At 55.8% G+C, this 24,323-nt stretch carries 24 protein-coding genes; 9 read left to right on the forward strand and 15 right to left on the reverse strand.

The window, feature by feature from the left end:
• Window positions 1-58 precede the first annotated feature (58 nt).
• Entirely contained in the window at window positions 59-1,060 is a 1,002-nt protein-coding gene (locus tag ACR3FC_RS01270; RefSeq protein WP_480472752.1) for an NADPH:quinone oxidoreductase family protein, read from the reverse strand.
• A gap of 151 nt (window positions 1,061-1,211) precedes the next feature.
• Between ACR3FC_RS01270 and ACR3FC_RS01275 the strand changes: the two genes are divergently transcribed.
• Together ACR3FC_RS01275 and ACR3FC_RS01280 are read left to right on the forward strand one after the other, a co-directional pair.
• Complete coding sequence (locus tag ACR3FC_RS01275; protein WP_480472754.1) at window positions 1,212-2,030, forward strand: SDR family NAD(P)-dependent oxidoreductase; 819 nt, start codon at window positions 1,212-1,214, stop codon at window positions 2,028-2,030.
• Window positions 2,031-2,044: 14 nt separating this feature from the next.
• Window positions 2,045-3,079, forward strand: coding sequence for a phosphotransferase family protein (locus ACR3FC_RS01280; RefSeq protein ID WP_480472756.1), 1,035 nt, complete (start codon window positions 2,045-2,047; stop codon window positions 3,077-3,079).
• 7 nt (window positions 3,080-3,086) lie between these two features.
• Here the strand turns inward: ACR3FC_RS01280 and ACR3FC_RS01285 are convergent, their stop codons facing one another.
• Window positions 3,087-3,710, reverse strand: a complete 624-nt coding sequence (locus ACR3FC_RS01285; RefSeq protein WP_480472758.1) for a DsbA family protein — start codon at window positions 3,708-3,710, stop codon at window positions 3,087-3,089.
• Between the two features lie 217 nt (window positions 3,711-3,927).
• Between ACR3FC_RS01285 and ACR3FC_RS01290 the strand changes: the two genes are divergently transcribed.
• Window positions 3,928-5,142, forward strand: coding sequence for a serine hydrolase domain-containing protein (locus ACR3FC_RS01290; RefSeq protein WP_480472760.1), 1,215 nt, complete (start codon window positions 3,928-3,930; stop codon window positions 5,140-5,142).
• A gap of 51 nt (window positions 5,143-5,193) precedes the next feature.
• Window positions 5,194-6,063, forward strand: coding sequence for an acyl-CoA thioesterase (locus ACR3FC_RS01295; protein ID WP_480476735.1), 870 nt, complete (start codon window positions 5,194-5,196; stop codon window positions 6,061-6,063).
• On the opposite strand, the gene ACR3FC_RS01300 is transcribed toward ACR3FC_RS01295, so the two are convergent.
• The 11 genes from ACR3FC_RS01300 to ACR3FC_RS01350 all read right to left on the reverse strand — a co-directional run bounded on the left by ACR3FC_RS01300 (window position 6,060) and on the right by ACR3FC_RS01350 (window position 16,496).
• Window positions 6,060-6,827 (reverse strand): SDR family oxidoreductase, encoded by a 768-nt coding sequence (locus tag ACR3FC_RS01300; RefSeq protein WP_480472762.1) that lies wholly within the window; start codon window positions 6,825-6,827, stop codon window positions 6,060-6,062. The genes ACR3FC_RS01295 and ACR3FC_RS01300 overlap by 4 nt on opposite strands.
• A 177-nt stretch (window positions 6,828-7,004) precedes the next feature.
• On the reverse strand, window positions 7,005-7,694 hold the full coding sequence (gene phoB / locus ACR3FC_RS01305; protein ID WP_480472764.1) for a phosphate regulon transcriptional regulator PhoB: 690 nt from the start codon (window positions 7,692-7,694) through the stop codon (window positions 7,005-7,007).
• Window positions 7,695-7,706: 12 nt separating this feature from the next.
• Window positions 7,707-8,408 (reverse strand): phosphate signaling complex protein PhoU, encoded by a 702-nt coding sequence (gene phoU, locus ACR3FC_RS01310; RefSeq protein ID WP_480472766.1) that lies wholly within the window; start codon window positions 8,406-8,408, stop codon window positions 7,707-7,709.
• Between the two features lie 16 nt (window positions 8,409-8,424).
• Complete coding sequence (gene pstB / locus ACR3FC_RS01315) at window positions 8,425-9,222, reverse strand: phosphate ABC transporter ATP-binding protein PstB (RefSeq protein ID WP_480472768.1); 798 nt, start codon at window positions 9,220-9,222, stop codon at window positions 8,425-8,427.
• Between the two features lie 12 nt (window positions 9,223-9,234).
• Window positions 9,235-10,566, reverse strand: a complete 1,332-nt coding sequence (gene pstA, locus ACR3FC_RS01320; RefSeq protein ID WP_480472770.1) for a phosphate ABC transporter permease PstA — start codon at window positions 10,564-10,566, stop codon at window positions 9,235-9,237.
• Window positions 10,563-12,035, reverse strand: coding sequence for a phosphate ABC transporter permease subunit PstC (pstC, locus tag ACR3FC_RS01325; RefSeq protein ID WP_480472772.1), 1,473 nt, complete (start codon window positions 12,033-12,035; stop codon window positions 10,563-10,565). Before pstC ends, pstA begins: the two co-directional genes overlap by 4 nt.
• Before the next feature lie 89 nt (window positions 12,036-12,124).
• A complete protein-coding gene (locus tag ACR3FC_RS01330; RefSeq protein ID WP_480472774.1) occupies window positions 12,125-13,165 on the reverse strand; it encodes a substrate-binding domain-containing protein in 1,041 nt (346 codons plus the stop codon).
• 185 nt (window positions 13,166-13,350) lie between these two features.
• Window positions 13,351-14,397 carry a sensor histidine kinase gene (locus ACR3FC_RS01335; protein ID WP_480472776.1) on the reverse strand — a complete coding sequence of 349 codons (1,047 nt, stop codon included), beginning with the start codon at window positions 14,395-14,397 and terminating at the stop codon, window positions 13,351-13,353.
• A gap of 28 nt (window positions 14,398-14,425) precedes the next feature.
• Window positions 14,426-14,950 carry a gamma carbonic anhydrase family protein gene (locus ACR3FC_RS01340; RefSeq protein ID WP_480472778.1) on the reverse strand — a complete coding sequence of 175 codons (525 nt, stop codon included), beginning with the start codon at window positions 14,948-14,950 and terminating at the stop codon, window positions 14,426-14,428.
• On the reverse strand, window positions 14,947-15,588 hold the full coding sequence (gene gmk / locus ACR3FC_RS01345; protein WP_480476737.1) for a guanylate kinase: 642 nt from the start codon (window positions 15,586-15,588) through the stop codon (window positions 14,947-14,949). Before gmk ends, ACR3FC_RS01340 begins: the two co-directional genes overlap by 4 nt.
• A 17-nt stretch (window positions 15,589-15,605) precedes the next feature.
• Window positions 15,606-16,496: a YicC/YloC family endoribonuclease gene (locus tag ACR3FC_RS01350; RefSeq protein WP_480472780.1), complete on the reverse strand. Its 891-nt coding sequence runs from the start codon at window positions 16,494-16,496 to the stop codon at window positions 15,606-15,608.
• A 244-nt stretch (window positions 16,497-16,740) separates the two neighbouring features.
• On the opposite strand from ACR3FC_RS01350, the gene ACR3FC_RS01355 reads away from it, so the two are divergent.
• Entirely contained in the window at window positions 16,741-17,415 is a 675-nt protein-coding gene (locus ACR3FC_RS01355) for a PAS domain-containing protein (RefSeq protein WP_480472782.1), read from the forward strand.
• Between the two features lie 69 nt (window positions 17,416-17,484).
• Here ACR3FC_RS01355 and ACR3FC_RS01360 read toward each other — a convergent pair whose 3' ends face one another.
• Window positions 17,485-18,855 carry a class II 3-deoxy-7-phosphoheptulonate synthase gene (locus ACR3FC_RS01360; RefSeq protein ID WP_480472784.1) on the reverse strand — a complete coding sequence of 457 codons (1,371 nt, stop codon included), beginning with the start codon at window positions 18,853-18,855 and terminating at the stop codon, window positions 17,485-17,487.
• 169 nt (window positions 18,856-19,024) lie between these two features.
• On the opposite strand from ACR3FC_RS01360, the gene ACR3FC_RS01365 reads away from it, so the two are divergent.
• The gene (locus ACR3FC_RS01365; RefSeq protein WP_480472786.1) at window positions 19,025-20,029 is read left to right on the forward strand and encodes a GlxA family transcriptional regulator; all 1,005 of its coding nucleotides are present in this window, start codon (window positions 19,025-19,027) and stop codon (window positions 20,027-20,029) included.
• Window positions 20,030-20,031: 2 nt separating this feature from the next.
• Here the strand turns inward: ACR3FC_RS01365 and ACR3FC_RS01370 are convergent, their stop codons facing one another.
• Window positions 20,032-21,114 carry a PQQ-dependent sugar dehydrogenase gene (locus ACR3FC_RS01370; RefSeq protein ID WP_480472788.1) on the reverse strand — a complete coding sequence of 361 codons (1,083 nt, stop codon included), beginning with the start codon at window positions 21,112-21,114 and terminating at the stop codon, window positions 20,032-20,034.
• Window positions 21,115-21,283: 169 nt separating this feature from the next.
• Here ACR3FC_RS01370 and ACR3FC_RS01375 point away from each other — a divergent pair, with 169 nt between their 5' ends.
• The 3 genes from ACR3FC_RS01375 (at window position 21,284) to ACR3FC_RS01385 (ending at window position 24,199) form a co-directional block, all read left to right on the forward strand.
• The gene (locus tag ACR3FC_RS01375) at window positions 21,284-22,465 is read left to right on the forward strand and encodes an ABC transporter substrate-binding protein (RefSeq protein ID WP_480472790.1); all 1,182 of its coding nucleotides are present in this window, start codon (window positions 21,284-21,286) and stop codon (window positions 22,463-22,465) included.
• Window positions 22,466-22,571: 106 nt separating this feature from the next.
• Entirely contained in the window at window positions 22,572-23,360 is a 789-nt protein-coding gene (locus tag ACR3FC_RS01380) for an ABC transporter ATP-binding protein (protein ID WP_209596275.1), read from the forward strand.
• A gap of 8 nt (window positions 23,361-23,368) precedes the next feature.
• The gene (locus ACR3FC_RS01385; protein ID WP_480476739.1) at window positions 23,369-24,199 is read left to right on the forward strand and encodes an ABC transporter ATP-binding protein; all 831 of its coding nucleotides are present in this window, start codon (window positions 23,369-23,371) and stop codon (window positions 24,197-24,199) included.
• Window positions 24,200-24,323: the final 124 nt, after the last annotated feature.

The raw sequence follows: 24,323 nt of genomic DNA on the forward strand, positions 1-24,323 counted from the left end.
GGATCGAGTACAGTCGAAAAACCGGTGTGCGAAGCGGGCCGCCATTTTATTCCCGGCCTTAACTTACCGACATCGTGACAACGATTTTTCCCAGAACGGATCGTTGCGACAATTGTTCAAGCGCCTCGTGCGCGCAGGCAAGCGGGAACCGGGCGCTAATTCGGGGTTTGATTTTCCCGGCTCTGTACAGATCGAACAGGTTCTTGACGTTGTCAGCATGGCCGATTGGATCGTGGAATACTGACGCGCCCCAAAACACACCAACGATCTGACATCCTTTCAAAAGGGCCAGATTCAAGGGAATCCGCGGAATGCCCGCTGGGAAACCGACGACAAGGTAACGACCGTTCCAAGCCATGCTGCGCAGGGACGGTTCGGCCAGCGCACCCCCAACGGCGTCGTAGACGACGTCAACGCCATCAGAACCTGCGAGTTTCTTAACTTCGGTTGAGAAGGCTTTTTGCGCATCCTTGTCCATGTCGCGCGGGTAAATCACCACGTCATCGGCACCAATCTGGCTACAGAATTCGGCCTTTTCAGGTGATGAAACGGCCGCGATCACCCTGGCACCCATGGCTTTGCCCAGTTCAATGGCGGCTGACCCCACACCTCCGGCGGCACCCAGTACCAACAGGGTTTCACCGGGTTGAATCTCCGCCCGATCCTTCAACGCGTGGTAGGACGTGCCGTAGGTGAAAATGAAACAGGCGGCATCTTCATAGGGCATCGCATCAGGAATTCGGATTGCAGTGTCCGCCTTGAGTGTGACATGGGTCGAAAACCCACCATGCCCGGTTAGGGCCAAAACACGGTCGCCTGGCTTAAGTCCATTGACGCCTTCGCCCACAGCCAGAACTTCACCCGCAATTTCACCGCCCGGAGCAAAAGGCCGTGGCGGCTTCATCTGGTACAGATCGCGGATAATCAACGTGTCCGGAAAATTCACGCCCGCTGCTTTCACACCGATCAAAAGCTGACCTTTGCCCGGTTTCGGGTCGGGTAGGGTCGTAAGCTCCAGGGTTTCGGGACCGCCCGGTGCGACGCTGAGTAATGCTTGCATACCGCCTCTGATCTGCCTGTACTTTGTGTCGAGGAAGTTTTGGTGCAGCATGGTTTTTTGTCAACGCTACGGTCCAACGCCTGCCGCAACGGCAAGAGGAACGCAATATGTATCACGATGAACTGGTGCCAAAGAAACTGAGGAGCACAAAATGACCCCCGACACCCTCTTTTCGCTTCACGGCAAAACCGCTTTGGTAACAGGTGGAGCGACAGGTATTGGCCGCATGGCAGCCGAGGCGCTGGTACGGGCCGGCGCGCGCGTGCTCATTGCCTCAAGAAAAGGAGACGCCTGTGCCGAGGTCGCCGCAGAACTGAACGCGCTGGACGTGCCGGGCAGCGCCGAAGGTTTTGCCGGTGACATTGGCAGCGCAGCCGGTATAGGCAAGCTGGTCTCAGACATTCAGGAGCGTACGGAAAAACTGGACATCCTGATGAACAACTCGGGGGTGTCCTGGGGTGCCCCTTTGGGGCAGTTTCCCTACGATGCATGGGAAAAGGTCATGTCTGTCAACGTGACAGGGGTATTCGAACTAACCCAGCGGCTTTTGCCAATGCTAATGAAATCAGCCACCGCCGAAGACCCGGCGCGCGTTGTCAATGTGGGGTCAGTCATGGGTGAAGTCCCTATGGGCGATGGGGCCTACAGCTATTCGGCCTCAAAGGCTGCTGTTTTGCACCTGACCAGGGTCTTGGCCAAGGAACTTTCACCGCACCACATCACAGTGAACGCGCTGGCGCCGGGGCCGTTTGTGTCGCGCATGACTGCCTTTGCGACAGCCGATGAGGATACCAGAGAACGGGTTGGCAAGTCTGTACCTCTGGGTCGCGTCGGACGGGACGAGGATATTGCAGGCTGTATGTTGTTCCTGTGCGGTCGCGGCGGCAGCTATGTGACAGGCGCAGTGATCCCGGTTTCGGGTGGGATCAACGTTGTGACCGCCGGAAACATCTTTGCCGAGGCCCTGTGACGGGAAGACAGCCAATGAAAACCGAGACTAATCTGGATCTGGCAGCCGTAGATACGTATCTGAAAGCGCATCTTTCCGGCTACAACGGGCCATTGGAGGCGAGGAAATTTGACGTAGGGCAATCCAACCCGACGTTTGAGTTACGCACGCCGGAGAAAGCCTATGTGCTGCGCCGAAAACCCGCCGGAATATTGCTGAAATCGGCACATGCTGTTGATCGCGAATTTCGGGTTCAAAGCGCCCTTGCCGGAAGCGAGGTTCCGGTGCCCAAGATGTATCTGCTGTGTGAAGACGACAGCGTCATCGGCTCGGCCTTTTATGTGATGGAGCGTTTGCAGGGCAGGGTGTTTCCAGACCCAACCCTGCCCAAAGAAAGCAACGAAACTCGCGCCGCCATCATTGACGAGATGAACAGGGTTCTTGCCCAGCTGCATATGATGGATATCGATGCCGTTGGCCTGTCTGACTATGGGCCGGTTGGCAACTATTACGAGCGTCAGATCGCTCGCTGGACCAGGCAATACCGCGCGTCCGAAACCTCGGCCATTGCGGAAATGGATGCACTGGCCACTGCGCTCGAAACCTCGGTACCGGCCGATGACGGGCAGCGCACGCTGGTGCACGGGGATTACCGCATCGACAACCTGATGTTCGCGCCAAACCGGGCGGATTGTATCGGGGTGCTGGATTGGGAACTGTCAACGATCGGTCACCCTTATTCGGATCTTGCCGCAGTAATCATGCAATGGCAGTTGCCGCCGGGAAAACAGGGCCGGGGGCTGGCAGGTGTGGATCGAAATAGTCTGGGCCTGCCCAGCGATGAGGCATTCATTGCCCAATACTGCAAACGTCGAGGCCTGGATGGCATAGACAATTTCGGCTTTTTTCTGGGCTTCAATTTCTTTCGTATGGCGGGCATTCTACAGGGTGTCTACAAACGCGCGCTGGATGGGAATGCGTCAGACCCCGACCGCGCAAAGGCTTTTGGCGCATATGTTCCTATATTCGCCCAGCACGGCCTGAAAGCTCTTGAGTCCACATTAGAGTGACGACCTATCAAGCTGTTTTTATGTCACTATCTTGCCTTGAAAGCTCAACTTCAAGGTTTGGCAGACTGTTCTTTCCAAAAAACAATTCGGCCCCGGTGAACATGCTGGGAACCCCAAACACGCCACGCCGAACCGACGATTTAGTTTTCTCTTTCAGTTTCAGTTTAACGTCGGGACTTGTCATGGCTTCGCGAATTTTGCGAACGGGCAAGTCGTTTTCGTTCAGAATATCCGTTAGGACACCGATCTCGTCCGCCTTCTGACCATGTACCCAAATAGCATCAAAAATCGCGTTTATATATTTGACTTCCCAAGGTTTTCCATTAGCAAAACACGCGCCTCGCATGGCAAGTTTGGTATTGATCGGAAAATGCGGGCTCATATGAAAGCTCAGCCCACGACGGCGGGCAAACCTATGCAGATCATGCGTCAAATAGGCCGTTTTCTGGCGGTTTTCGGAATATGCCTGAAACGGGCTTTGGTTATGCGTCGCTTTGAACACCGCAGGCAACAGGACAGGAACATAAGTAATGCTTACGTCATAGCGCTCGGCAAGATCGGGGAGCATTTTATGGGCGAGAAACGCGTTCGGGCTGCAAAAATCGTAAATAAAATCTATGGTCCGCGTCATAGGGTTCCTCCGTTTCGGTCCCTTGAAATCTTGTTCATTGAACTTCAGGCGAATCTGCGTCGAAATCAGTCTAACATTTCATTGTGAGGCACGCTGAGGAAGTCTGATCACGAATTTCTCTGCAACACGCAGCTTTTTGCTGTTATTTCAGGTCACAAGCTTAAACAGTCACTGCTTAACACCGAACGGAAATATCTAAATGTCCCACAGGCAATCCATGTTTGATCAAACCCGGCTGGATCGGCTTAGCCATTGGATGGAGAGCTATGTTGAGCAGCGCAAATATGCCGGATCATCCTTTTTGCTGCGCCACAAAGGGGACGAAGCCTTTTTTCATGCCAGTGGTGTCAGCAGTCTGAAGACTGGCCGGCCATTCCAACGCGACACGCTGGTGCGCATTTATTCCATGACCAAACCGGTCACATCAGTCGCGTTGATGACATTGGTCGAACGTGGACTTGTTCACCTGAACGCGCCTGTTTCTGAATTTCTACCTGAATTCAAAGATATGCACGCGCTGGTACCGGGGGCGGAGAGACTGGATCAGACCGAGGCTGCACCGTCTCCCACTCTGCATCAGTTACTGACGCATACCAGTGGGTTAAGCTATCCGTTCAACCCTGGGCTTTTACCCCATGCGATGGATGAACGAGACCTTATTTTCAAACCCAATCAGGGGCTTCTGGAACATATTGTGCGCGATCTGGCAGGGCTGCCACTGGCGTTTCAGCCCGGCACACGCTGGGAATACTCGGTCGGTATTGACGTGCTGGGTCGTGTGATCGAGGTGGTCTCGGGCCAGTCATTGGAGCAGTTCTTTCGAAGCGAAATCCTTGAGCCGCTGGACATGCGAGAAACAGGTTATTCCGTACCCGCTGGGGCAGGGGATCGTTTCGCATCGCTCTACACCCCATTGGCTGGCGACGCGATGGCGCTGAATTCCGCGGATCACGGCAGCGAAAGCCTGAGACTATTCGATTCCCACCTAGAATCCCCGTTCGAAAACACGACGACCTTTTCCGGCGGTGGCGGTCTGATCTCGACGATTGATGATTATGCAAAATTCGCGGACATGCTTCGAAACCGGGGGGCCGGGAACGGGTGCTGTATACTTGGTCCGAAAACAGTTGATTTCATGATGCGCAATCACCTTCCCGGCGACATTGCATCAATGGGTCCGCAGAGTTTTGCAGAGCAACCGATGGAAGGAATGGGCTTTGGGCTGGCCGGTGCGGTTGTTCTGAATCCCGGTCTGGTAAGGGTTCCCGGCTCTATCGGGGATTTCAGTTGGGGTGGAATGGCGTCGACCTATTTCTGGATTGACTGGCAGAATGACCTGACGGCGATTTTCTTTACCCAATTGTCCCCGTCAAGTTCGTACCCATCCCGTGCCGAACTCAAGGCGCTGGTTCATGCGGCCATGATTGAATGATTTCCCCTGTACTGATACCCGGTGCCGGACGACACAACTTGCGAGCAGACGATGACCGAAGCGGAACGTATCTTACTGGATCTTCTGGATATTGAACGGCTTGAGGTCGATCTGTTTCGCGGGACGGGGTCGGGCGGTGAAACGCCAACACGCATATTTGGCGGGCAGGTCATTGCGCAAGCGCTGGCTGCGGCATATCGAACTGTTGAAGAACGGTTGTGTCATTCGCTGCACGCCTATTTCATTCGCCCGGGCGATCCTGAGAAACCCGTTATTTATCAAGTTGATCGAGCGCGAGACGGAGGTTCTTTCACAACCCGCCGCGTGGTTGCAATTCAGCATGGAAAACAAATCCTGAACATGTCGGCGTCCTTTCATGTCCGGGACGAAGGCTGGGACCATCAGCATCCGATGCCCGTCGTGAACGCACCAAAAACGTACCCGTCCCGATCTGAATTGCGTAAAACATACGTTGAACGTGTTCCCGAAAGGTTGAGGGGCGAATTGCTGCGCGAACGCCCGATCGAGGTCCGGGAAGTCGATCATCTGGACCCATTCACACCGAAAGTCTCTGATGATCGAAACCAGACCTGGTTTCGTATGCCCGCTGCCGCTTCGGTCGATGCCAGAACGCAGCACTTACTGCTGGCTTATGCGTCTGACATGAACCTGATGTCCTCTGGATTGCGGCCTCACGGTCTGAGCTGGTTTAGCGGAGAGTTCAACGGCGCAAGTCTGGACCACGCGCTATGGTTTCACGCGCCGGTGAATTTTCAGAACTGGCATCTGTACGTGATGGATTCGCCGTGGACGGGGCAGGGACGCAGCTTTAACCGTGGATCGATCTATTCCGAGGACGGTTCACTTGTTGCATCTGTTGCACAGGAAGGATTGATGCGCAGAGTTCGCGCGCAACCTTAAGTGTTGTCTATAAATCTCTGATTTAACTTCTGCATTCCACTTAGCCACCGGTCATAGTCAGCCGCCTTGAACTGCAAATAGTCAGCGACTTGTGGATGAGGTAGAACTAAAAATTGTTGATTTCTAATAGCTTGTACGCAGGAGTCAGCCACATCGCTGGGCTCGAGCATTCCATCAATCGAAGCTACTGAGATTTCATGTCCTTCGGTCATTCTTGAACGCACAGCCTGCGGACACAGGACCGAGACTTTCAATCCTTCAGCGCCATATGTCAGCGAAAGCCATTCGGCAAATCCTACAGCGGCGTGTTTAGTAACCCCATACGGGGCTGCACCAGGTTGGTTCAGCAAACCTGCCGCAGACGCAGTTATCATAATATATCCGCCGCCGCGACGAACCATGCGTGGAACCAGATGGCGGGCAGTCCAAACATGGGACATTACATTGATCTTCCAGATCCGATCCCAATCTTCGTCCGCAACATCGAGACCACCAAGCGTCAGAATTCCGGCATTTGCGCAAAACAGGTCAATTGGACCGACAGTTTCTTCTACAAAATCAATGAGATTCTTGATCTGCGCTTCGCTGGAAACGTCGCAGGGATACGCCTGACCACCGGTTTGTTCCGCAACCAATTTAGCACCAGCGATATCGACATCCGAGCAAACAACACGTGCTCCTTCATGGGAAAACCGTTCTGCAAGACCACGACCAATGCCTTGGGCAGCGCCGGTGATAACGATAGTTTTGTTCTCAAGCTCCATGCGTATTCCGGGCAGGTTCGTTACAGTGTTTTCAAAGTGTTGGCTTGCGTTCCGTATTACAAGTCCTACTATTTTACCATAATACCAATTATACGTTATATGACACGGCGGAGAATTACTCAGATACAACCGCAATCAGTGATCAAACAAATTCGACCAAAACAAGTCTGATGCGTGTTATCCCAATGCGTAACCAGCACCGCGGACTGTGCGAACAGGATCAACCCCGCCATGTTGCGTCAAGGCTTTGCGCAAGCGTCCAATATGAACATCAACCGTACGCGTATCGACATAGATGTCGCGTCCCCAGACCCGATCCAGCAATTGTTCACGGCTCCAGACCCTGCCCGGCTTTTCCATGAACGTGCTGAGAAGCCGGAACTCGGTTGGGCCCAGTTTCAAGGGCTTGCTGTCGCGGCTGACCTTGTGGGTTTCCGAATCCAGAATGATGTCGTCATATTGCAGTCGCAAGCCAACAGTTGCCGGTCGAACGCGGCGCAGTTGTGTTCGAACACGCGCCATCAGTTCGACGATCGAATATGGCTTGACCACGTAATCGTCGGCACCGGTTTCAAGCCCGCGAACCTTGTCTACCTCTTCTGATCTGGCCGACAGCATGATTATCGGGATAGAACGTGTGTCCGGACGGCTTTTGAGTCGGCGGCAAACCTCAATCCCGCTGAGATTGGGCATCATCCAGTCCAGAACGATGATATCCGGGCAGTCTTCGTCGACCAGCAACATAGCTTCGTCACCGTTGGCCGCTTTTGAGACGCGAAAACCCTCGGCTTCAAGGTTGTAGGCCAGCACCTCGCGTTGGGCCAACTCATCCTCGACCACCAATACTGTCGGTTGATCTGCGGACATCTGAAGCGTCTCCTACGCTGTTTGCGACGTTATGTCGGCCTTGGGCCGAGCCTCGGTCGGGCGATCGCCTGTGACCAGATACACCACCTGCTCGGCAATCGAGGTTACATGGTCGCCCATACGTTCGATGTTCTTGGCGATGAAATGCAGGTGCATACAGGCGGAAATATTGCGCGGATCCTCGGCCATGAAGGTCAGGAGTTCGCGGAACAGGCCGTTATACATCTGGTCGACCTCTTCATCGCGGTTGATGACGTCGGTGGCCAATTCCGCGTCGCGCTGAATATATGCGTCCAGCGCGTCGCGCAGCATACGTTCGACCTCGCGCGCCATGCGGCGCAAGGCAGCGGCGCTACCGCTGATCTCGCCCGCATTGGCAAGAACGGTCGTACGCTTGGCGATGTTCTTCGCATAATCACCAATCCGCTCGAGGTTGCCGGATACCTTCAGGACCGAAAGAACCAAACGCAGGTCACTGGCCGTGGGCGCGCGCAAGGCAATCAGACGCGCGGTTTCCTCATCAATCAGATCTTCCAAGGCGTCGATGGCCTTGTCACCTTGCCGCACATCCTGGGCCAGCTCAACGTCACGGCTTTCTAGAGAGCGCGCCGCGCTCATGATAGCGGCCTCAACCAGACCGCCCATCTTCATGATATGCGCCTGGATTGTTTCGAGGTCGCGGTCAAAAGCAGATGCAATATGTTGTTCGCTCATTGTTTGATACCTGTGTTTAGCCGATACGGCCTGTAATGTAGCTTTCCGTGCGCGGATCGACCGGGTTGGTAAAAATCTGACCGGTTTCACCAAATTCCACCAGATTACCCAGGTGGAAGAAGGCCGTTTTCTGACTGACGCGCGCGGCCTGCTGCATCGAATGGGTGACGATCACAACCGAATATCGGGAACGCAATTCGTCGATCAACTCTTCGACCTGTGCGGTTGCAATCGGGTCCAGCGCCGAGCACGGCTCGTCCATCAACAGGACTTCCGGTTCGGTTGCCACGGCGCGCGCGATACACAGACGCTGCTGCTGCCCCCCTGAAAGGCCCGTGCCGGGCGCATCCAGACGGTCCTTGACCTCATCCCAAATCGCGCCTCGACGCAGGGATTTCTCAACGATCTCATCCAGTTCCGCCTTGTTCTTCGCCAAGCCGTGGATGCGCGGACCGTAGGCCACGTTGTCGTAGATCGACTTGGGGAACGGGTTCGGTTTTTGGAACACCATGCCCACTTTGGCACGCAACTGAACGGGGTCGACCCGCTTGTCATAAATGTCTTCACCGTCCAGCAGGATATCACCTTCGACTCGGCAGATATCGATGGTGTCGTTCATCCGGTTCAGACACCGCAGGAAGGTCGATTTTCCACAACCCGAAGGGCCGATAAAGGCCGTGACGGTCTTGTCTTCGATCTCAACACTCACGTCCTTGATGGCGTGGGTATCACCGTAGTAAACCTGAACCTTCTTCGCGTTGATCTTGATTTCTTTGGAGTCCACGGTTCTCTCCACTCGTGTCATGTCGTTCATTATTGCCCCCAATTACCAGCGGCGTTCAAAGCGGCGGCGCAGGATGATAGCGATGATATTCATGGTCAGCAGGAACATCAAAAGGATGATGATGCCGCCCCAGGCCTTTTCGTAAAACCCGACATCAGCGCGTGCGGCCCAAGTGTAAATCTGGGCGGGCATTGCCGAGTTCGGCTCGGTAAAGCCGGCAAGGAACCCGTCGGGATATCCCCGCGCCACAAAACCTACCATGCCGATCAGCAGCAACGGTGCGGTTTCACCCAAAGCTTGTGCCAGACCGATGATGGTACCGGTCAGAATGCCGGGCGCGGCCAAGGGCAGCACGTGGTGGAACACCGCCTGCATTTTCGAGGCCCCTACCCCCAGCGCCGCGTCGCGGATCGATGGCGGAACCGCTTTTAGCGAGGCGCGAGTCGAGATGATGATCGTCGGAAGTGTCATGAGGGTCAGAACCAGACCGCCAACCAGCGGTGCCGATTGTGGCAGGTGCATGAACTGGATGAACACGGCCAGACCCAGAATACCGAACACAATCGACGGAACGGCGGCAAGGTTCGAGATGTTCACTTCAATCAGGTCGGTGAACCTGTTCTGCGGGGCGAACTCTTCAAGATAAATCGACGCTGCCACACCAATGGGCAAAGACAGGCCCAGAACCACCAGCATCATGAAAAACGACCCAATGACCGAGGCCCCGATGCCCGCACCGCCCGGGTTGTCAACGCCTGAATCCGCGCCGGTGATGAACGGCCAGTTGAAGGCCTGCTTGATGATGCCCGCCTGTTCCAGCGCATCAACCAGATCCAGATCGCTTAGCTGTAGAAACCGGCTGTCCTGCAAGGTGTCACGGGACACGCGGCCTTTGAAATACCCGTCGACCCGGCTGGAGGCGGCCAGATCAAACTTGACCGGATCACCCAGCTTGCCGGGGTTGTCGGCATAGTAAGTTCGGATTGTACCGCCGATTTTACCAAGAAGACGTTCGATGGCCGCTTCGTCGAAATCAACGCTGATCCCTTGGTCCTCCAGTTCCTTGCTCAGCTGAGCGATGAACAGGTTGGAATAGGCCTTGGTCTTGAACAACGTACTTTCCGCCTCGTCTCGCTGCGCAGCGGACAAGGTGAAATCCACGCTGACAACAGTGCGCTGAAAGGCCGGAATACCTTGCGACAGGATCGAGGCGAACAGAACGATCAGGAAGAACAGGCCCGTTGCAATAGCGACAATCCCGTATGCCCGAAATCGTTTCTCTGCATTTGCACGTTTTTTGGTATGTGCATCCCCTACAGTCAGCGAGACTGAGCGATGACCTGTTTCAGGGCTTTGCATGCTGGCGTCGGTCATTCGTATTGCTCCCGATACTTGCGCACGATGTAGAGGGCAAAGATGTTCAGCCCAAGCGTGAGGGTGAAAAGGGTCATGCCCAGTGCAAAGGCTACAAGCGCTTCGGGCGATGCAAAATCCGCGTCTCCGGTCAGCTGGCTCACGATTTTTGCGGTGACGGTCGTCATGGCTTCAAACGGGTTCAGGCTCAGCCGCGCTGCGGCCCCTGCCCCAAGGACCACGATCATTGTCTCACCTATGGCGCGCGATGCGGCCAGCAGGATCGCCCCCACGATACCCGGAAGCGCCGCTGGCAGAACAACCTGACGGATGGTTTCGGACTGCGTTGCACCCAATCCGTAAGAACCGTCGCGCAGAGCCTGCGGTACCGCGTTGATGATGTCATCCGACAACGAGGACACAAACGGGATCAGCATTATGCCCATGACCAACCCAGCGGTCATGACTGCCGTGCCAGCCTTCATCCAGCCAAGACCGTCATCCCCGAACAGTCCAAGCAAAAGCGGACCAACGGTAAGCAGCGCAAAAAGGCCGTAAACGATGGTCGGGATACCTGCCAGTATCTCGAGCAGCGGTTTTGCTACGGCGCGGACACGGGGTGACGCGTATTCGCTGAGGTAAATCGCGGCGAACAGCCCGATCGGGACAGCCACCAGAAGGGCAACGAGCGAGATATAGAATGTCCCCCACAGCAGGGGAAGAATGCCAAGTTCAGACGACCCGCCGCGCCCCGAAAAACTGGGGGCCCAAGTCGTGCCGAAAAAGAAATCGGTAGCAGGGTAGAGTTTGAAGAATTCCCAAGTGTTGAAAACCAGGGACAGGACGATCCCGACAGTAGTCAGAATTGCGATGGACGCGGCTGCCAGCAACAGGATCCGCACGCCCTGCTCTACCACATTGCGCGCGCGGTATTCCACGTGGGTTTGAAGCCAGCTGACCGCAGCACCGGCGAGTGCCGTCAGTATGACGGCGACTGTCATGATCGAATAGCCGGTCGCATTCATGATCCGATAGCTTTGCGCTGCGCGCAGCACAGGTTGCGTGATGTCCGACGTCACCACCTGCCCGGCATCCTTCAGACGCTGGGTCATGTCGATCACATCCGCGCGCGCGTTGCGCGCCAGTTCCTCGGCTATCTGCCCGGCGGCAACTGCGTTATCCAGGCCGTACGCGGTGCGACGGACCTCGGCCATGACCAGATTGAGGGACGCGCCGTCTTCGATGGCGGAACCTGAGATCATTTCGGAAACCTGAGAGTTCACGTAAAGCGGTTGTACTAGCAACCAGAGGATCATAAGGCCAAATGCGGGAACGATCGTCTTGAGGGCGACATTTGCGCCATAATACGACGGAAGCGAGTGCAAAGCCCGGATATCTCCTGTGGCGCTTTGCAGGGCGCGTGTGCGCCCCAACAGGTAACCGACTGCAGCAATCGCGAACACGATCAGAACAAGCCATACTATCGGCATGAAACCCCCATTTGGTCTTGGCCGGGAAAGCTAAAAAATGTGGGGGCGACAGGAATGCCGCCCCCCGGTATTTCGAACCAAAGGCGGGATTAGCTGCCCGAACCCATGGTAACTTCGTTGGCGATTGCATCCTGAGTCTTTGCCAGCTCAGGGTCCGCAACCAGACCATAATTTGCCAGGGGACCCGAAGCACCTGCGATTTCGTCGTGGGTGAAGAACTGGGCGTATTCTTTCAGGCCGGGAATCACGCCGATATGGGCTTTCTTCACGTAGAAGAACAGCGGGCGCGAAACCGGATATTCACCGGTCGAGATGCTTTCGGTCGAAGGAGCGATACCCGACATGGTTGCCACTTTCAGCTTGTCGGTGTTGTTCTCGTAGAACGCCAGGCCGAAAATGCCGATGCCATTGGGGTTGGTGTCGATACGCGCCAGCGTTTCGGTGTAGTCACCATCGATGTCGACCGCTTTCCCGTCGGTACGAACGGCCAGACATGCATCTTCTGCGTCGTCTTCGCTCATGCCGCCAGCAATCATGGCTTCCATCGCACCGGTCGCTTCACAACCGATCAGCAGAACTTTTTCTTCGAATACTTCACGGGTGCCGTGTTTGGTACCTGGAATGAAGCCAGCGATTTCTACTTCAGGCAGTTCCGGGTTGAATTCGGCCCAGGTGGTGTAAGGGTTATCAACCACTTCACCGTCTTTCAGGACTTTTGCGCCCAGTGCGTTAAAGATGTCGGCAGGTTCAAAAGAGGTAAAGGCAGGACCGTTCTGCTGGCTTGCAAAGACGATGCCATCATAACCGATGCGGACTTCCATGATGTCAGTCACACCGTTTTCGGCGCAGGCCTTGATTTCTTTTTCACGGATCGCGCGCGATGCGTTTGCAATGTCGATGGTGTTTTCACCAACACCCTCACAGAAACGCTTCAGACCAGCTGACGAACCGCCCGATTCAACAACCGGGGTCGGGAAGTCGGTGTTCTCACCAAACAGTTCCGCAACGATCGAGGCATATGGCAGAACGGTCGACGAACCGGCAACCTGAACGTTGTCACGGGCAGCAGCGGTGGTTGCCGAGACGGCGGTGATTGCCAGCGCAGAAGCCGACAGTTTTACAAAGGACATTTCAGTCTCCTTGAAAAGGTATGATTGATCACCCCCATGATGATCCTGCGTGCACCCCTAGGTGCCGTGCGTAAGCCTTTTGTGACAAGTGTGTAACGCTTTTATGACAACCCTCGTTTATCCGGAGATTTCAGGTCAAAAAAACATAACGAGGCAGATTTTGAAGGGTGATAATGCGGGAAGGGCTACCGTGGTAAGATGACTGTAAAGACGGAACCTTTTCCCAACTCACTTTCCACGCGCAACCGTCCGCGGTGGCGATTGACGATGTGCTTGACGATGGCCAGCCCCAGCCCCGTTCCACCCAACTGCCGCGACCTGTGATTGTCGGCGCGATAGAAGCGCTCGGTCAGGCGTGGCAGATGCACAGAATCAATTCCTGGCCCCTTGTCGATGATCTTCACCCGCACCCCAGGCCCACGCATCGCCGCGTCACGCTCTGATGACAAAACGCTGACTGTGACGCTGCCACCGCTGGCACCGTATTTTATTCCGTTTTCGATCAGGTTGGTGAATACCTGCCGTAACTGATCGCTGTCTCCGGTTACTGCAAGCGGGCCGTCCTGTGCGTCAAGCGTCAGCGTCACACCCGCCTCTTCCGCTAGGGGGCGCAACGAGTTAAGGGTGGACTGCAGCAGCCCTGTCAGCTCCAGCTGTTGTTTTGGGCGAACTCTTTCTTCGCTTTCCACGCGGTTCAGTGACAAAAGATCGCCAACCAGCCGGTTCATCCTGTTGGCTTCATCGGCCATGATTTGCAGGAACCGGTCACGCGCAGCCGGATCGTTGCGTGCAGGGCCGCGCAAGGTTTCAATGAAGCCCATCAGTGCCGTCAACGGTGTCCGCAATTCGTGACTGACATTGGCAACAAAGTCGCGGCGCATCTGACTTGCCTGTTCCAGGTGCGTGACATCTTGAAAAGTGGCCAGAATGGCGCCACCCGACACGGCTCCGACCCCGTTCATATATCGGCATTGCACATCAAATGTTGTGTCCTGAGCGCCATCATTGGAAAGATGACGCGCCGTCTTGGTTCCCTTCAACTGAAGGCTTTGCTCAATCGCTTCGAGAACCTGTGGCTGCCGCAGGATGGTCGCAAAATGCCGCCCTACAATATTCTGCCCCAGAAGGGTTTTTGCATCCGTATTGGCGGCAATGATCCGTTCGGTCTGATCCACCATCAGCGCGGGCATAGGAATGGCCTGAACAAATCCATCAAGAAGGTTATCTGACATGCTTCAAACCCCGATCAATCCGCGCGTCTTACTGGACAGGTCTTAAGGTGTCCCGAAACCTGCGCATGTTTTCCTGATAGTGCAGCGCGCTTAGGGTAATCCGTTTTGCTGCGGCCTCGTCCAGCTGGCGCACCACTTTGCCCGGAGCCCCCATCACAAGGGAGTTATCCGGAATCTCCTTGCCTTCCGTGATCAAGGCCCCTGCCCCGATCAGGCAATTCCGTCCGATCCGGGCACCATTCAGAACAATCGCGCCCATTCCGATCAGAGTATTTTGTCCGATCGTACACCCGTGCAGCATCACTTTGTGTCCGATAGTGCAATTCGGACCGATCGACAAAGGGTACCCGGCATCGATATGCATGACGCAGTTTTCCTGAACGTTGCTGCCTGCACCAACGCGGATTTCCTCGTGATCTGCGCGTATCGTGCAGCCGAACCAAACCGAGGCACCCTTTTCCAGCACAACCTTGCCGATCAGGTTGGCATCGGGCGCAACCCATGTGTCCTCGTGAATATCCGGCATGTGCTCGCCTAACGCGAAGATCGTCATGACAGCCCCTCGAATTCGTTTTGAAGTTTGCGCACGTGTTGTTGCAGATTTGGCTGTTGAATACGGCGCATCCGTTCGGCGCTGACGATGGTCTTGAGCTTCTTTTCGGTCGCCTCAAGATCGTCATTGATCAGGACATAATCGTAATAGCCCCAGTGGCTGATCTCATCCCAGCTTTTGAGCATCCGCCTTGCGATAACTTCATCGCTATCTTGTCCACGCGATTCCAGACGGCGGCGCAGTTCAGGGATCGATGGCGGCAGGATGAAGATCGACAACGCATGCTTACCCAGATCCGAGTTGCGGATCTGAACCTCGCCTTGCCAGTCCACGTCGAACAGCACGTCCTTACCCGCGTGGATCGAACTACGCACCGGATCAGCGGGTGAGCCATAGAAATTACCGAAGACATGCGCATGTTCCAACATCTGGCCATCGGCGACCTTCTGCTTGAACTCGTCTTCAGAAAGAAAATAGTAATCCCGCCCATGTTCTTCCCCCGGACGCGGGGCACGGGTTGTGGCCGAGACCGAAAACTCAAGGTCCTTGTCCCAGTCCATCAGCCGCTTTGCCAGGGTGGATTTGCCTGCCCCGGACGGGGAAGACAGGATGATTAAAAGGCCTCGGCGATCCACCATATCAGTCGTTCCCATCATTATTCTACGTTTTGCACTTGTTCGCGCATCTGATCGATCACCGCCTTCAGTTCCAGCCCGACAGCCGTCAGATCCGTACTCTGAGCCTTGGAACACAGCGTGTTGGTTTCGCGGTTGAACTCTTGCATCAGGAAATCAAGCTTGCGTCCGACAGCCCCTTCCTGCCCAAGCAACTCTCGCGCTGCGGCCACATGTGCAGACAGGCGGTCGATCTCTTCGGTAATGTCGGCTTTGACCGCGATCAAAGCCAGTTCCTGCGCGACGCGATCCGGGTCCGCGCCCTGCGCATTGTCCAGTACGTGCGCCAGATTGTCCCGAAGTGCCGCGGCCATCTTGTCCTTGCGTTGCACGGCCAGATCGGCTGCCTGCGCTGTCAGCGCCGCAACCTGATCCAGCTGAGTGTTCAGCACGGCCGCCAAAGCCTCGCCTTCGGCCCGGCGCATATTGACAAAAGCGGCCAACAGGTCGTTGAAATCTTCGGTCAGGCGCGCCACCAGCGGAGCGGGATCATCCGCATCTGCGGTTGCATCCAACATGCCTTTCAGTGCCAAAAGGTCCGAGGCGCGCGCGGGTTCCAGAGCGATGCCGCGCGCAGCTGCCATCTTGTGTGTTTGTTCCAACGCACTCAGAGCAGCGGCCATAGCGACCTCGTTCAATGCCAGTTCCGAGGCAGACTCCTCACGATTCAGACGCATTGAAAGGGTCACATTCCCACGGCTCAGGGATTTTGACAGCGTGGCCCGAAGGGCCACCTCAAGCCCGGTCAGCCATTCAGGGACACGCAGGCGCATATCAAGGCCTTTACCGTTGACACTGCGCAACTCCCACGTCCAGCTATGCGGTCCGTATTCACCCTTCCCCGAGGCAAACCCGGTCATGGATCTGATCATGACTGTCCTTTCCTGTGGCCTCACCCTTTTGGATGTTTGCCGCACCTAATGCGATTGACCGGTACAGAGCAAGAGTTGGCTGAGGCCGCATTTGTTTGGGGTAAGTTAACCATTCGTTAAAGAATTGCTCCAAAATTGAATAAACCCGAGTCAAACTACCCCTGGTAATGGCTTGCAGGCCACAAATGCTCCGGTTGTGTTGCATTTTATGAAAATGGCGGCCAATTGACGTAAGGGTGAAAAAATGAAAACCTTTTTCGGGACTGGTTCCGGGTCAGAATTTGGAAAGATCGTCGCAATGGATCGCTTTGACAGTGGGCGCAGCCTTACGCCGATCCGCCAGGCCGAAGCGTATTGGACTGCATTGCTGAGCGGTGACGGCGTACCGATGCGGTCCCAGGTTGACCCGCGCGGGCTGGAAAACATACTCGAATATACTTTCATTCTTGAACGGATCGCCCCTGGACTGGCTCGGTTTCGCCTTGCCGGAAGTCACCTGAACGGGCTTGCGGGGATGGAGGTTCGTGGCATGCCTGTGACGTCCTTTTTTCAGCCCGATGACCGCGCCAGGATTAAGGATGTTCTGGAGCAGGTATTTGCAGCACCCGCCGTTGCCGAACTGGGTCTGGATTCGAGCGGGATACTGGGGCGTACCCGGATGCAGGCCTGCATGATCCTTTTGCCGCTCAAAAGTGATCTGGGCGACGTCAGCCGGGTTCTGGGGGTCATGGTCGCGGATGGAGCGATTGGTAAAACCCCACGCAGATTTTCGATTACGGATACGCGGATCAAATCGTTTTCGGAAATTCAGGCACCGGTTCCTGCTGCGCCTAAAACCGTTGACGGTTTTGCCGAAGACCAAACGGATTTCAAACGCGCGGCCAAACACCTTCGTCTGGTCGTGTCGCGCGATGACTGAACCAGTCTGAACACCCAGAACAAAAAACAGCGGACCGATGGCCCGCTGTTTTTCTTTCTTTTCGAACGCTTAACTTGCGGCGCGTTTTGATCCGTTGCGGCGCAGGTTGGTCAGTTCTTCCGCCACAAGGAACGCCAGTTCCAGCGACTGAGACGCGTTCAGGCGCGGGTCGCAAGCGGTGTGGTAGCGATCCGACAGATCCTCTTCGGTTACAGCACGCACACCACCGGTGCATTCGGTAACGTCGAGACCGGTCATCTCGAAATGGACACCGCCGGGGATCGTGCCCTCAGACTGATGCACGCCAAAGAAATCGTGTACCTCACGCAGGACAGAATCGAACGGACGGGTTTTGTAGCCCGTGGCCGACTTGATGGTGTTGCCGTGCATCGGGTCGCAGACCCAAGTGACCTTGGCGCCTTCTTCCTTCACGGCCTTGACCAGACGCGGAAGGTGTTCACCCGCCTTGCCCGCGCCAAAGCGCGCGATCAGAGTCAGGCGGCCCTCTTCATTTTCAGGGTTCAGCTTCGACATGAGAACCTTGAGGTCTTCTGCCGTCGTCGTCGGACCACATTTCAACCCAATCGGGTTCAGAACGCCACGACAGAACTCGACATGTGCACCATCAGGCTGTCGCGTACGGTCGCCGATCCAGATCATGTGACCAGACCCGGCCAGCCAGTTGCCCGAGGTCGAATCCAGACGGGTCAGCGCCTCTTCGTACTCCAGCAACAGACCTTCGTGACTGGTGTAGAATTCAACAGTCGAGAATTCGTGTGTCGTGTCTGCCGTGATACCGGCCGCTTCCATGAAGTCGATGGTGTCCTGAATGCGATCTGCCACCTCAGAGTACTTCTGAACATCCTGTTCGTCGGTAAAGCCCAGAGTCCACGAATGGACGCGGCTCATGTCGGCGAAGCCACCAGTTGAGAAAGCACGCAGCAGGTTCAACGTGGCCGCCGCCTGCGTGTAGGCCTGCAACATCTTTTCGGGATTCGGAATCCGCGCTTCGGGCGTGAACGCCAGTTCGTTGATGATGTCACCGCGGTAGCTGGGTAGCTCGACACCATCCACAACCTCGGTCGGGGCGCTGCGTGGCTTTGCAAATTGGCCGGCCATACGACCGACTTTAACCACCGGCACCTTGGCACCATAGGTAAGAACCATCGCCATTTGCAGCATCACCTTGAAGGTGTCACGGATCGCATCGGCGCTGAATTGTTCAAAGCTTTCAGCGCAATCCCCGCCTTGCAGAAGGAAGGCCTCGCCGCGACCGGCGGCACCAAGATGTTGCTTGAGGCGCCGCGCCTCACCGGCGAAGACTAGCGGGGGATACTGCGAAAGCTGGGCCTCGACCTTGGCCAATGCGGCCGCGTCGGTATAGTCTGGCATCTGAACCCGGGGCTTGTTGCGCCAGTTCGATTTTTGCCATTCGGTCATAGCTTTGATCTCCGCTGAAGTGTTCAGGTCGCCTCTATACAAAAAGCAATGAAGAGTGACCATATCCCATTTGCGCCTCTTGACGCCGCAAACAAGCTTTGATCATGGTGACTGCCAAATACGCTGCGGGATACCAGGTTTTCCTGCGCAGAATTAAGGACATTTTGTCATGCAAGTGCAACGCCAAGCAGTCACGGTCGAAAATGCTGGGGCCACGCCCCGCCATTTCGTTTTTGTCCTGTTGGACAATTTTTCGCTGCTGTCTTTTGCGTCAGCGCTCGACAGTCTGCGCATCGCAAATCGCATGGCGGACAAACAGCTTTATACATGGACACTTTCCGGTGAAGGCGGAAACTCGATTTCATGTTCGGCCGGGACCGAATTCAAGCTGGACCGTGATCTTGAGGAGTTGCAGCGCGACGATGTCGTTCTGATTTGCGGAGGCGTTGACGTACAGGCAGCCACCACCAAACGCATTCTGAACTGGTTACGACGCGAGGCACGGCGCGGATTGCGTATCGGCGGTTTGTGCACGGCTGCTTATACCCTGGCCAAGGCCGGGTTACTGGACAACAAGCGGGCGACGATACATTGGGAAAACTCAGACAGTTTCATCGAAGAATTCGATGAGGTCGAGTTGACGAAAGCTGTCTTTCAGATTGATGGCGGTCGGATGACAACGGCTGGGGGGACCTCGTCTATCGATCTGATGCTCAAGTTGATTGCAGACGATTTTGGCGAAGACTTGGCAAATGCGGTGGCGGACCAGATGATTTATTCGTCAATCCGGACAGATCAGGATACGCAACGTCTGTCGACACCGACGCGGATTGGGGTCCGGCACCCCAAGCTGAGTCAGGTCATTCTCATGATGGAAAAGAACATCGAAGAGCCGATCTCTCCTTCGATTCTGGCCAAGGAAGTCGGTATGTCGACTCGCCAGCTTGAGCGTCTGTTCCGGCGCTATCTCAGCCGCTCGCCCAAGCGGTACTATATGGAACTTCGCTTGCACAAGGCGCGGAACCTGCTGATGCAAACGGATATGAGCGTCATCAACGTAGCCCTGGCATGCGGCTTTGCCTCGCCCAGCCATTTCTCGAAATGCTACCGCGCACATTACAACACCACGCCCTATCGCGAACGCGGAGCGCAGAGCGGGCGGCTATCGGTGTAAGGTCACTCCGCCGGAGCCATTCTGTAAACCGCTCCCTGCCCAACCGAGATAAACCAGATCGACCCGTCTGGCGCTTCGACGATATCGCGGACGCGCTCGGTTTCAGGGCTTCTGATCTGTTCGGCCTCGTGCATCGGCTGACCGTGAAGCCGTGCGATATAGTCAAATTTCAACGACCCTACGAAGATATCACCCTTCCATTGCGGCCATAGCTTGCCGGAATAAACCAGCAGACCGGATGGCGCTATGGAAGGATCCCAGTAGTAAACTGGCTGTTCCAGCCCTTCTTTAGCTGTACCGTCGCCGATTTTTTCACCCGAATAATGCGTGCCATATGAAATAACCGGCCAACCATAATTCCGCCCTGCACGGGGTTGGTTGATTTCATCGCCACCCCGCGCCCCGTGTTCCGAGATCCAAAGTCGGCCAAGCGCGTCCAAATCCGCGCCCTGCGGATTTCGATGGCCGTAAGACCATATTTCGGGTTCGATATTCGATTGCCCGACAAAGGTGTTATCCGCCGGAACTGTCCCATCGCGATTGATACGAATGACCGATCCCATGGGATTGGACCGATCCTGTGCATTCTCCGCCTGTCCCCGGTCGCCCAAGGTCACGAATAATGTCCCGTCCGGCTTTTCGACCACACGGCTGCCAAAATGGCGACCACCTTTACCACCTGGCGATGCCTCGAAAATTACTCGAAGGTTCTGAAGGTTTTTGCCAGTCTTGGACAGGCGCGCAACCGCAACAGCAGTTCCTGCACCGTCGCCTTGCGGTTTTGCAAAAGTCAGTAAGACCTCTCGACTTTGATTGAAATCGCGTGAGATCGTGACGTCCAACAATCCGCCTTGCCCCAAAGTCGCGACCTTTGGAACGCCTGAAACATCCTCCACTTGTCTATTTCGAACATACAGCAACCTTCCATCCCGTTCCGTGACGAGGAAGCTTTCATCGGGTAAAATGCCAATCGCCCATGGGGTCTCCAACCCGCCAACCATTTCTTCCAGTTGGACCATCCCGGCTGAAACCGACAGCGTCTGGGCCGCGGCACTCAAGGCGCACAGTGAGAAAGAGAGAATCATCGCCGTTCTGAGCATTCTGGTCCCTTTCGGTGACAATCAGGGGTGAGTCCCAACAAAACAGATAGAATTTCAAACGAAAAAAACACGTTTGCGTTAGGACTTTTCTTTTCCGAACAGCTTGCCTAGGGTCGTCGCCAGAACGAATACGTTCACAACTGGGAGTAACCATATGAAAAAGCTGCTTACTGCAACTGCAGCAACAACATTGCTGGCCGGCGCAGCCATGGCCGAAGATGTCAAACTGGGGATTTTGATCGGCTTTACCGGCCCGATTGAATCGCTGGCCCCCGCTATGGGATCGGGTGCCGAGCTGGCAATCGCCGAAGTCAACGAATCCGGCAAGTTCATGAACGGTGCCAGCGTGGCTGGTGTACGTGCCGATACCGGCTGTATCGACAACGGTCTGTCCACCTCGAACGGCGAGCGTATGATCGCTGACGGCGTTGCAGGCATCATCGGCGGCGACTGTTCGGGTGTAACCGGCGCGATTCTGCAAAACGTTGCCATTCCTAACGGCATGGTCATGATCTCGCCTTCGGCGACCTCGCCCGGCCTGTCAACCATGGAGGACAATGGCCTGTTCTTCCGCACCGCGCCGTCGGATGCGCGCGAAGGTCAAGTTATGGCTGATATCCTCAAGGATCGCGGCATCAACTCGATCGCGCTGACCTATACCAACAACGACTATGGCAAAGGTCTGGCCGATGCGATCCAGACGTCCTTCGAAGCGGTTGGCGGCGAAGTGACCATCGTTACGGCGCACGAAGACGGCAAGGCCGACTATTCGGCTGAAGTTGGCGCGCTGGCCTCGGCCGGTGGCGACATTCTGGTTGTCGCAGGTTATCTGGACCAGGGTGGTCTGGGCATCATCCAGTCGTCGCTGGACAGCGGTGCGTTTGACACCTTTGGTCTGCCCGGCGGCATGATCGGTGACTCGCTGCCCGCAAATGTCGGCCCCGACCTGAACGGCTCGTTCGGTCAGATCGCCGGGTCCGGTGGTGAAGGTGCAGAAAAGTACTTTGCACTGGCCGAAGCAGCCGGGTTTGACGGCTCGTCGCCCTATTCGCCCGAATCTTATGACGCGGCAGCGCTGTTCATGTTCGCCATGCAAGCCGCCGGTTCGACCAACCCGGCAGATTACGCGGGCAAAGTAATGGACGTCGCCAACGCACCGGGTGAAAAGATTTATCCGGGTGAACTGGCCAAAGGTCTGGAACTGCTGGCCGCCGGTCAAGACATCGATTATGTCGGCGCGTCCGGTGTCGAGTTGATCGGCCCCGGCGAAAGCGCAGGATCGTACCGCGAGATCGAAGTGACCGACGGCGAAAACAAGACCGTCAACTTCCGTTGATCCCGCATATCAAGCCATAAAATCAGACAGCCCGGGCCTTGTGTCCGGGCTGTTTCAATGACAAAAGGCTGCACCTCGTTTCACGGGGACAAGGCAAGGGGATACCATGATCGTCGTCGAGGACGTGCATAAGCATTTCGGCGGATTTCACGCGGTGGATGGGGCGTCGCTGGAAATCCAAAAAGGGTCGATCACCGGCCTGATCGGGCCCAACGGGGCCGGAAAAACCACTCTTTTCAACGTGATCGCCGGTGTTCTGCCTCCGACCAGCGGCAAGGTGGTCATGGATGGTGAAGATATCACCGGCCTGCCCCCGCATGAGCTGTTTCACAAGGGTTTGCTGCGCACGTTCCAGATCGCGCATGAATTCTCGTCGATGACCTGCCGCGAAAACCTGATGATGGTGCCCGGTGCGCAATCCGGTGAGGCGCTGTGGAATACCTGGTTCGGGCGCAAGCGCATCGCTGATGAAGAGCGCGCGCTGAAAGCCAAGGCAGACGAGGTGCTGGAATTCCTGACCATCGAACATCTGGCCGATCACAAGGCCGGTCAGGTATCGGGCGGTCAAAAGAAACTTCTGGAACTTGGACGCACCATGATGGTGGACGCCAAGATCGTATTTCTGGACGAGGTCGGAGCTGGCGTGAACCGCACCCTGCTGATGACCATCGCTGATACGATCTTGCGCCTGAACAAAGAGCGTGGTTATACGTTCGTCGTTATCGAGCACGACATGGATTTCATCGGCAAGATCTGCGACCCGGTCATCTGCATGGCCGAAGGCAAGGTTTTGGCCGAGGGCACTCTGGATGAGATCAAGGCAAACGAGCACGTTATCGAAGCCTATCTTGGCACCGGCCTCAAAAACAAAGACAAGCTGGAGGCCCAGACATGACCGCTGGCATGAGCGACAACCCCTATCAGGACGACAAGGGCAACAAGGACGCATCAATTACCAACACGCAAGGTATCGGTACAATGACGCCTGCCCGTCGTAAAAGCGGTGCAACACACCGCGTTGAAGGCGGCCCGTTTCTGATCGGTGACACCATGACTGGCGGCTATGGCAAAGGCCCGGATATCCTGCACGACTGTACCATTGCCGTGGATAAGGGTGAGATCGCCGTTATCGTCGGCCCCAACGGTGCGGGCAAGTCAACGGCGATGAAAGCCGTGTTTGGGATGCTGGATGTGCGCGCCGGCTCAGTGCGTCTGGATGGCGAGGATATCACCAGCCTCACCCCACAAGACCGCGTGATCCGCGGTATGGGCTTTGTTCCTCAGACGTCGAACATTTTCACCTCGATGACTGTCGAGGAAAATCTGGAAATGGGTGCCTTCATTCGGCGCGACGATTTCTCGGACACGATGGAGCAGGTCTATGACCTGTTCCCGATCCTGCGCGACAAACGCAACCAGCCCGCCGGTGAGCTTTCTGGCGGTCAGCGCCAGCAGGTTGCCGTGGGTCGCGCGCTGATGACGCAACCCAAGGTCCTGATGCTGGACGAGCCCACCGCAGGTGTCTCACCCATCGTGATGGATGAGCTTTTTGACCGCATCATCGAGGTCGCACGCACTGGCCTGCCGATCCTGATGGTTGAACAAAACGCCCGCCAAGCACTTGAAATCGCTGACAAAGGATATGTTCTGGTTCAAGGTCGAAATGCCTATACCGGGACAGGTAAGGAATTGCTGGCTGATCCGGAAGTGCGGAAGAGTTTCTTGGGCGGGTGAGAATGAAGTACCTTGCCAAATTCCTTGCGGTTTCCACCTTCTTTTTTGTGCCCGGAAACGGGTTCGCAGAAATTCTGCGTTTGAAGGCGAACGGTGTCGAGATGCACTGTATCGCAAAACACGA

The organism is Ruegeria sp. AF3, from assembly GCF_056536285.1.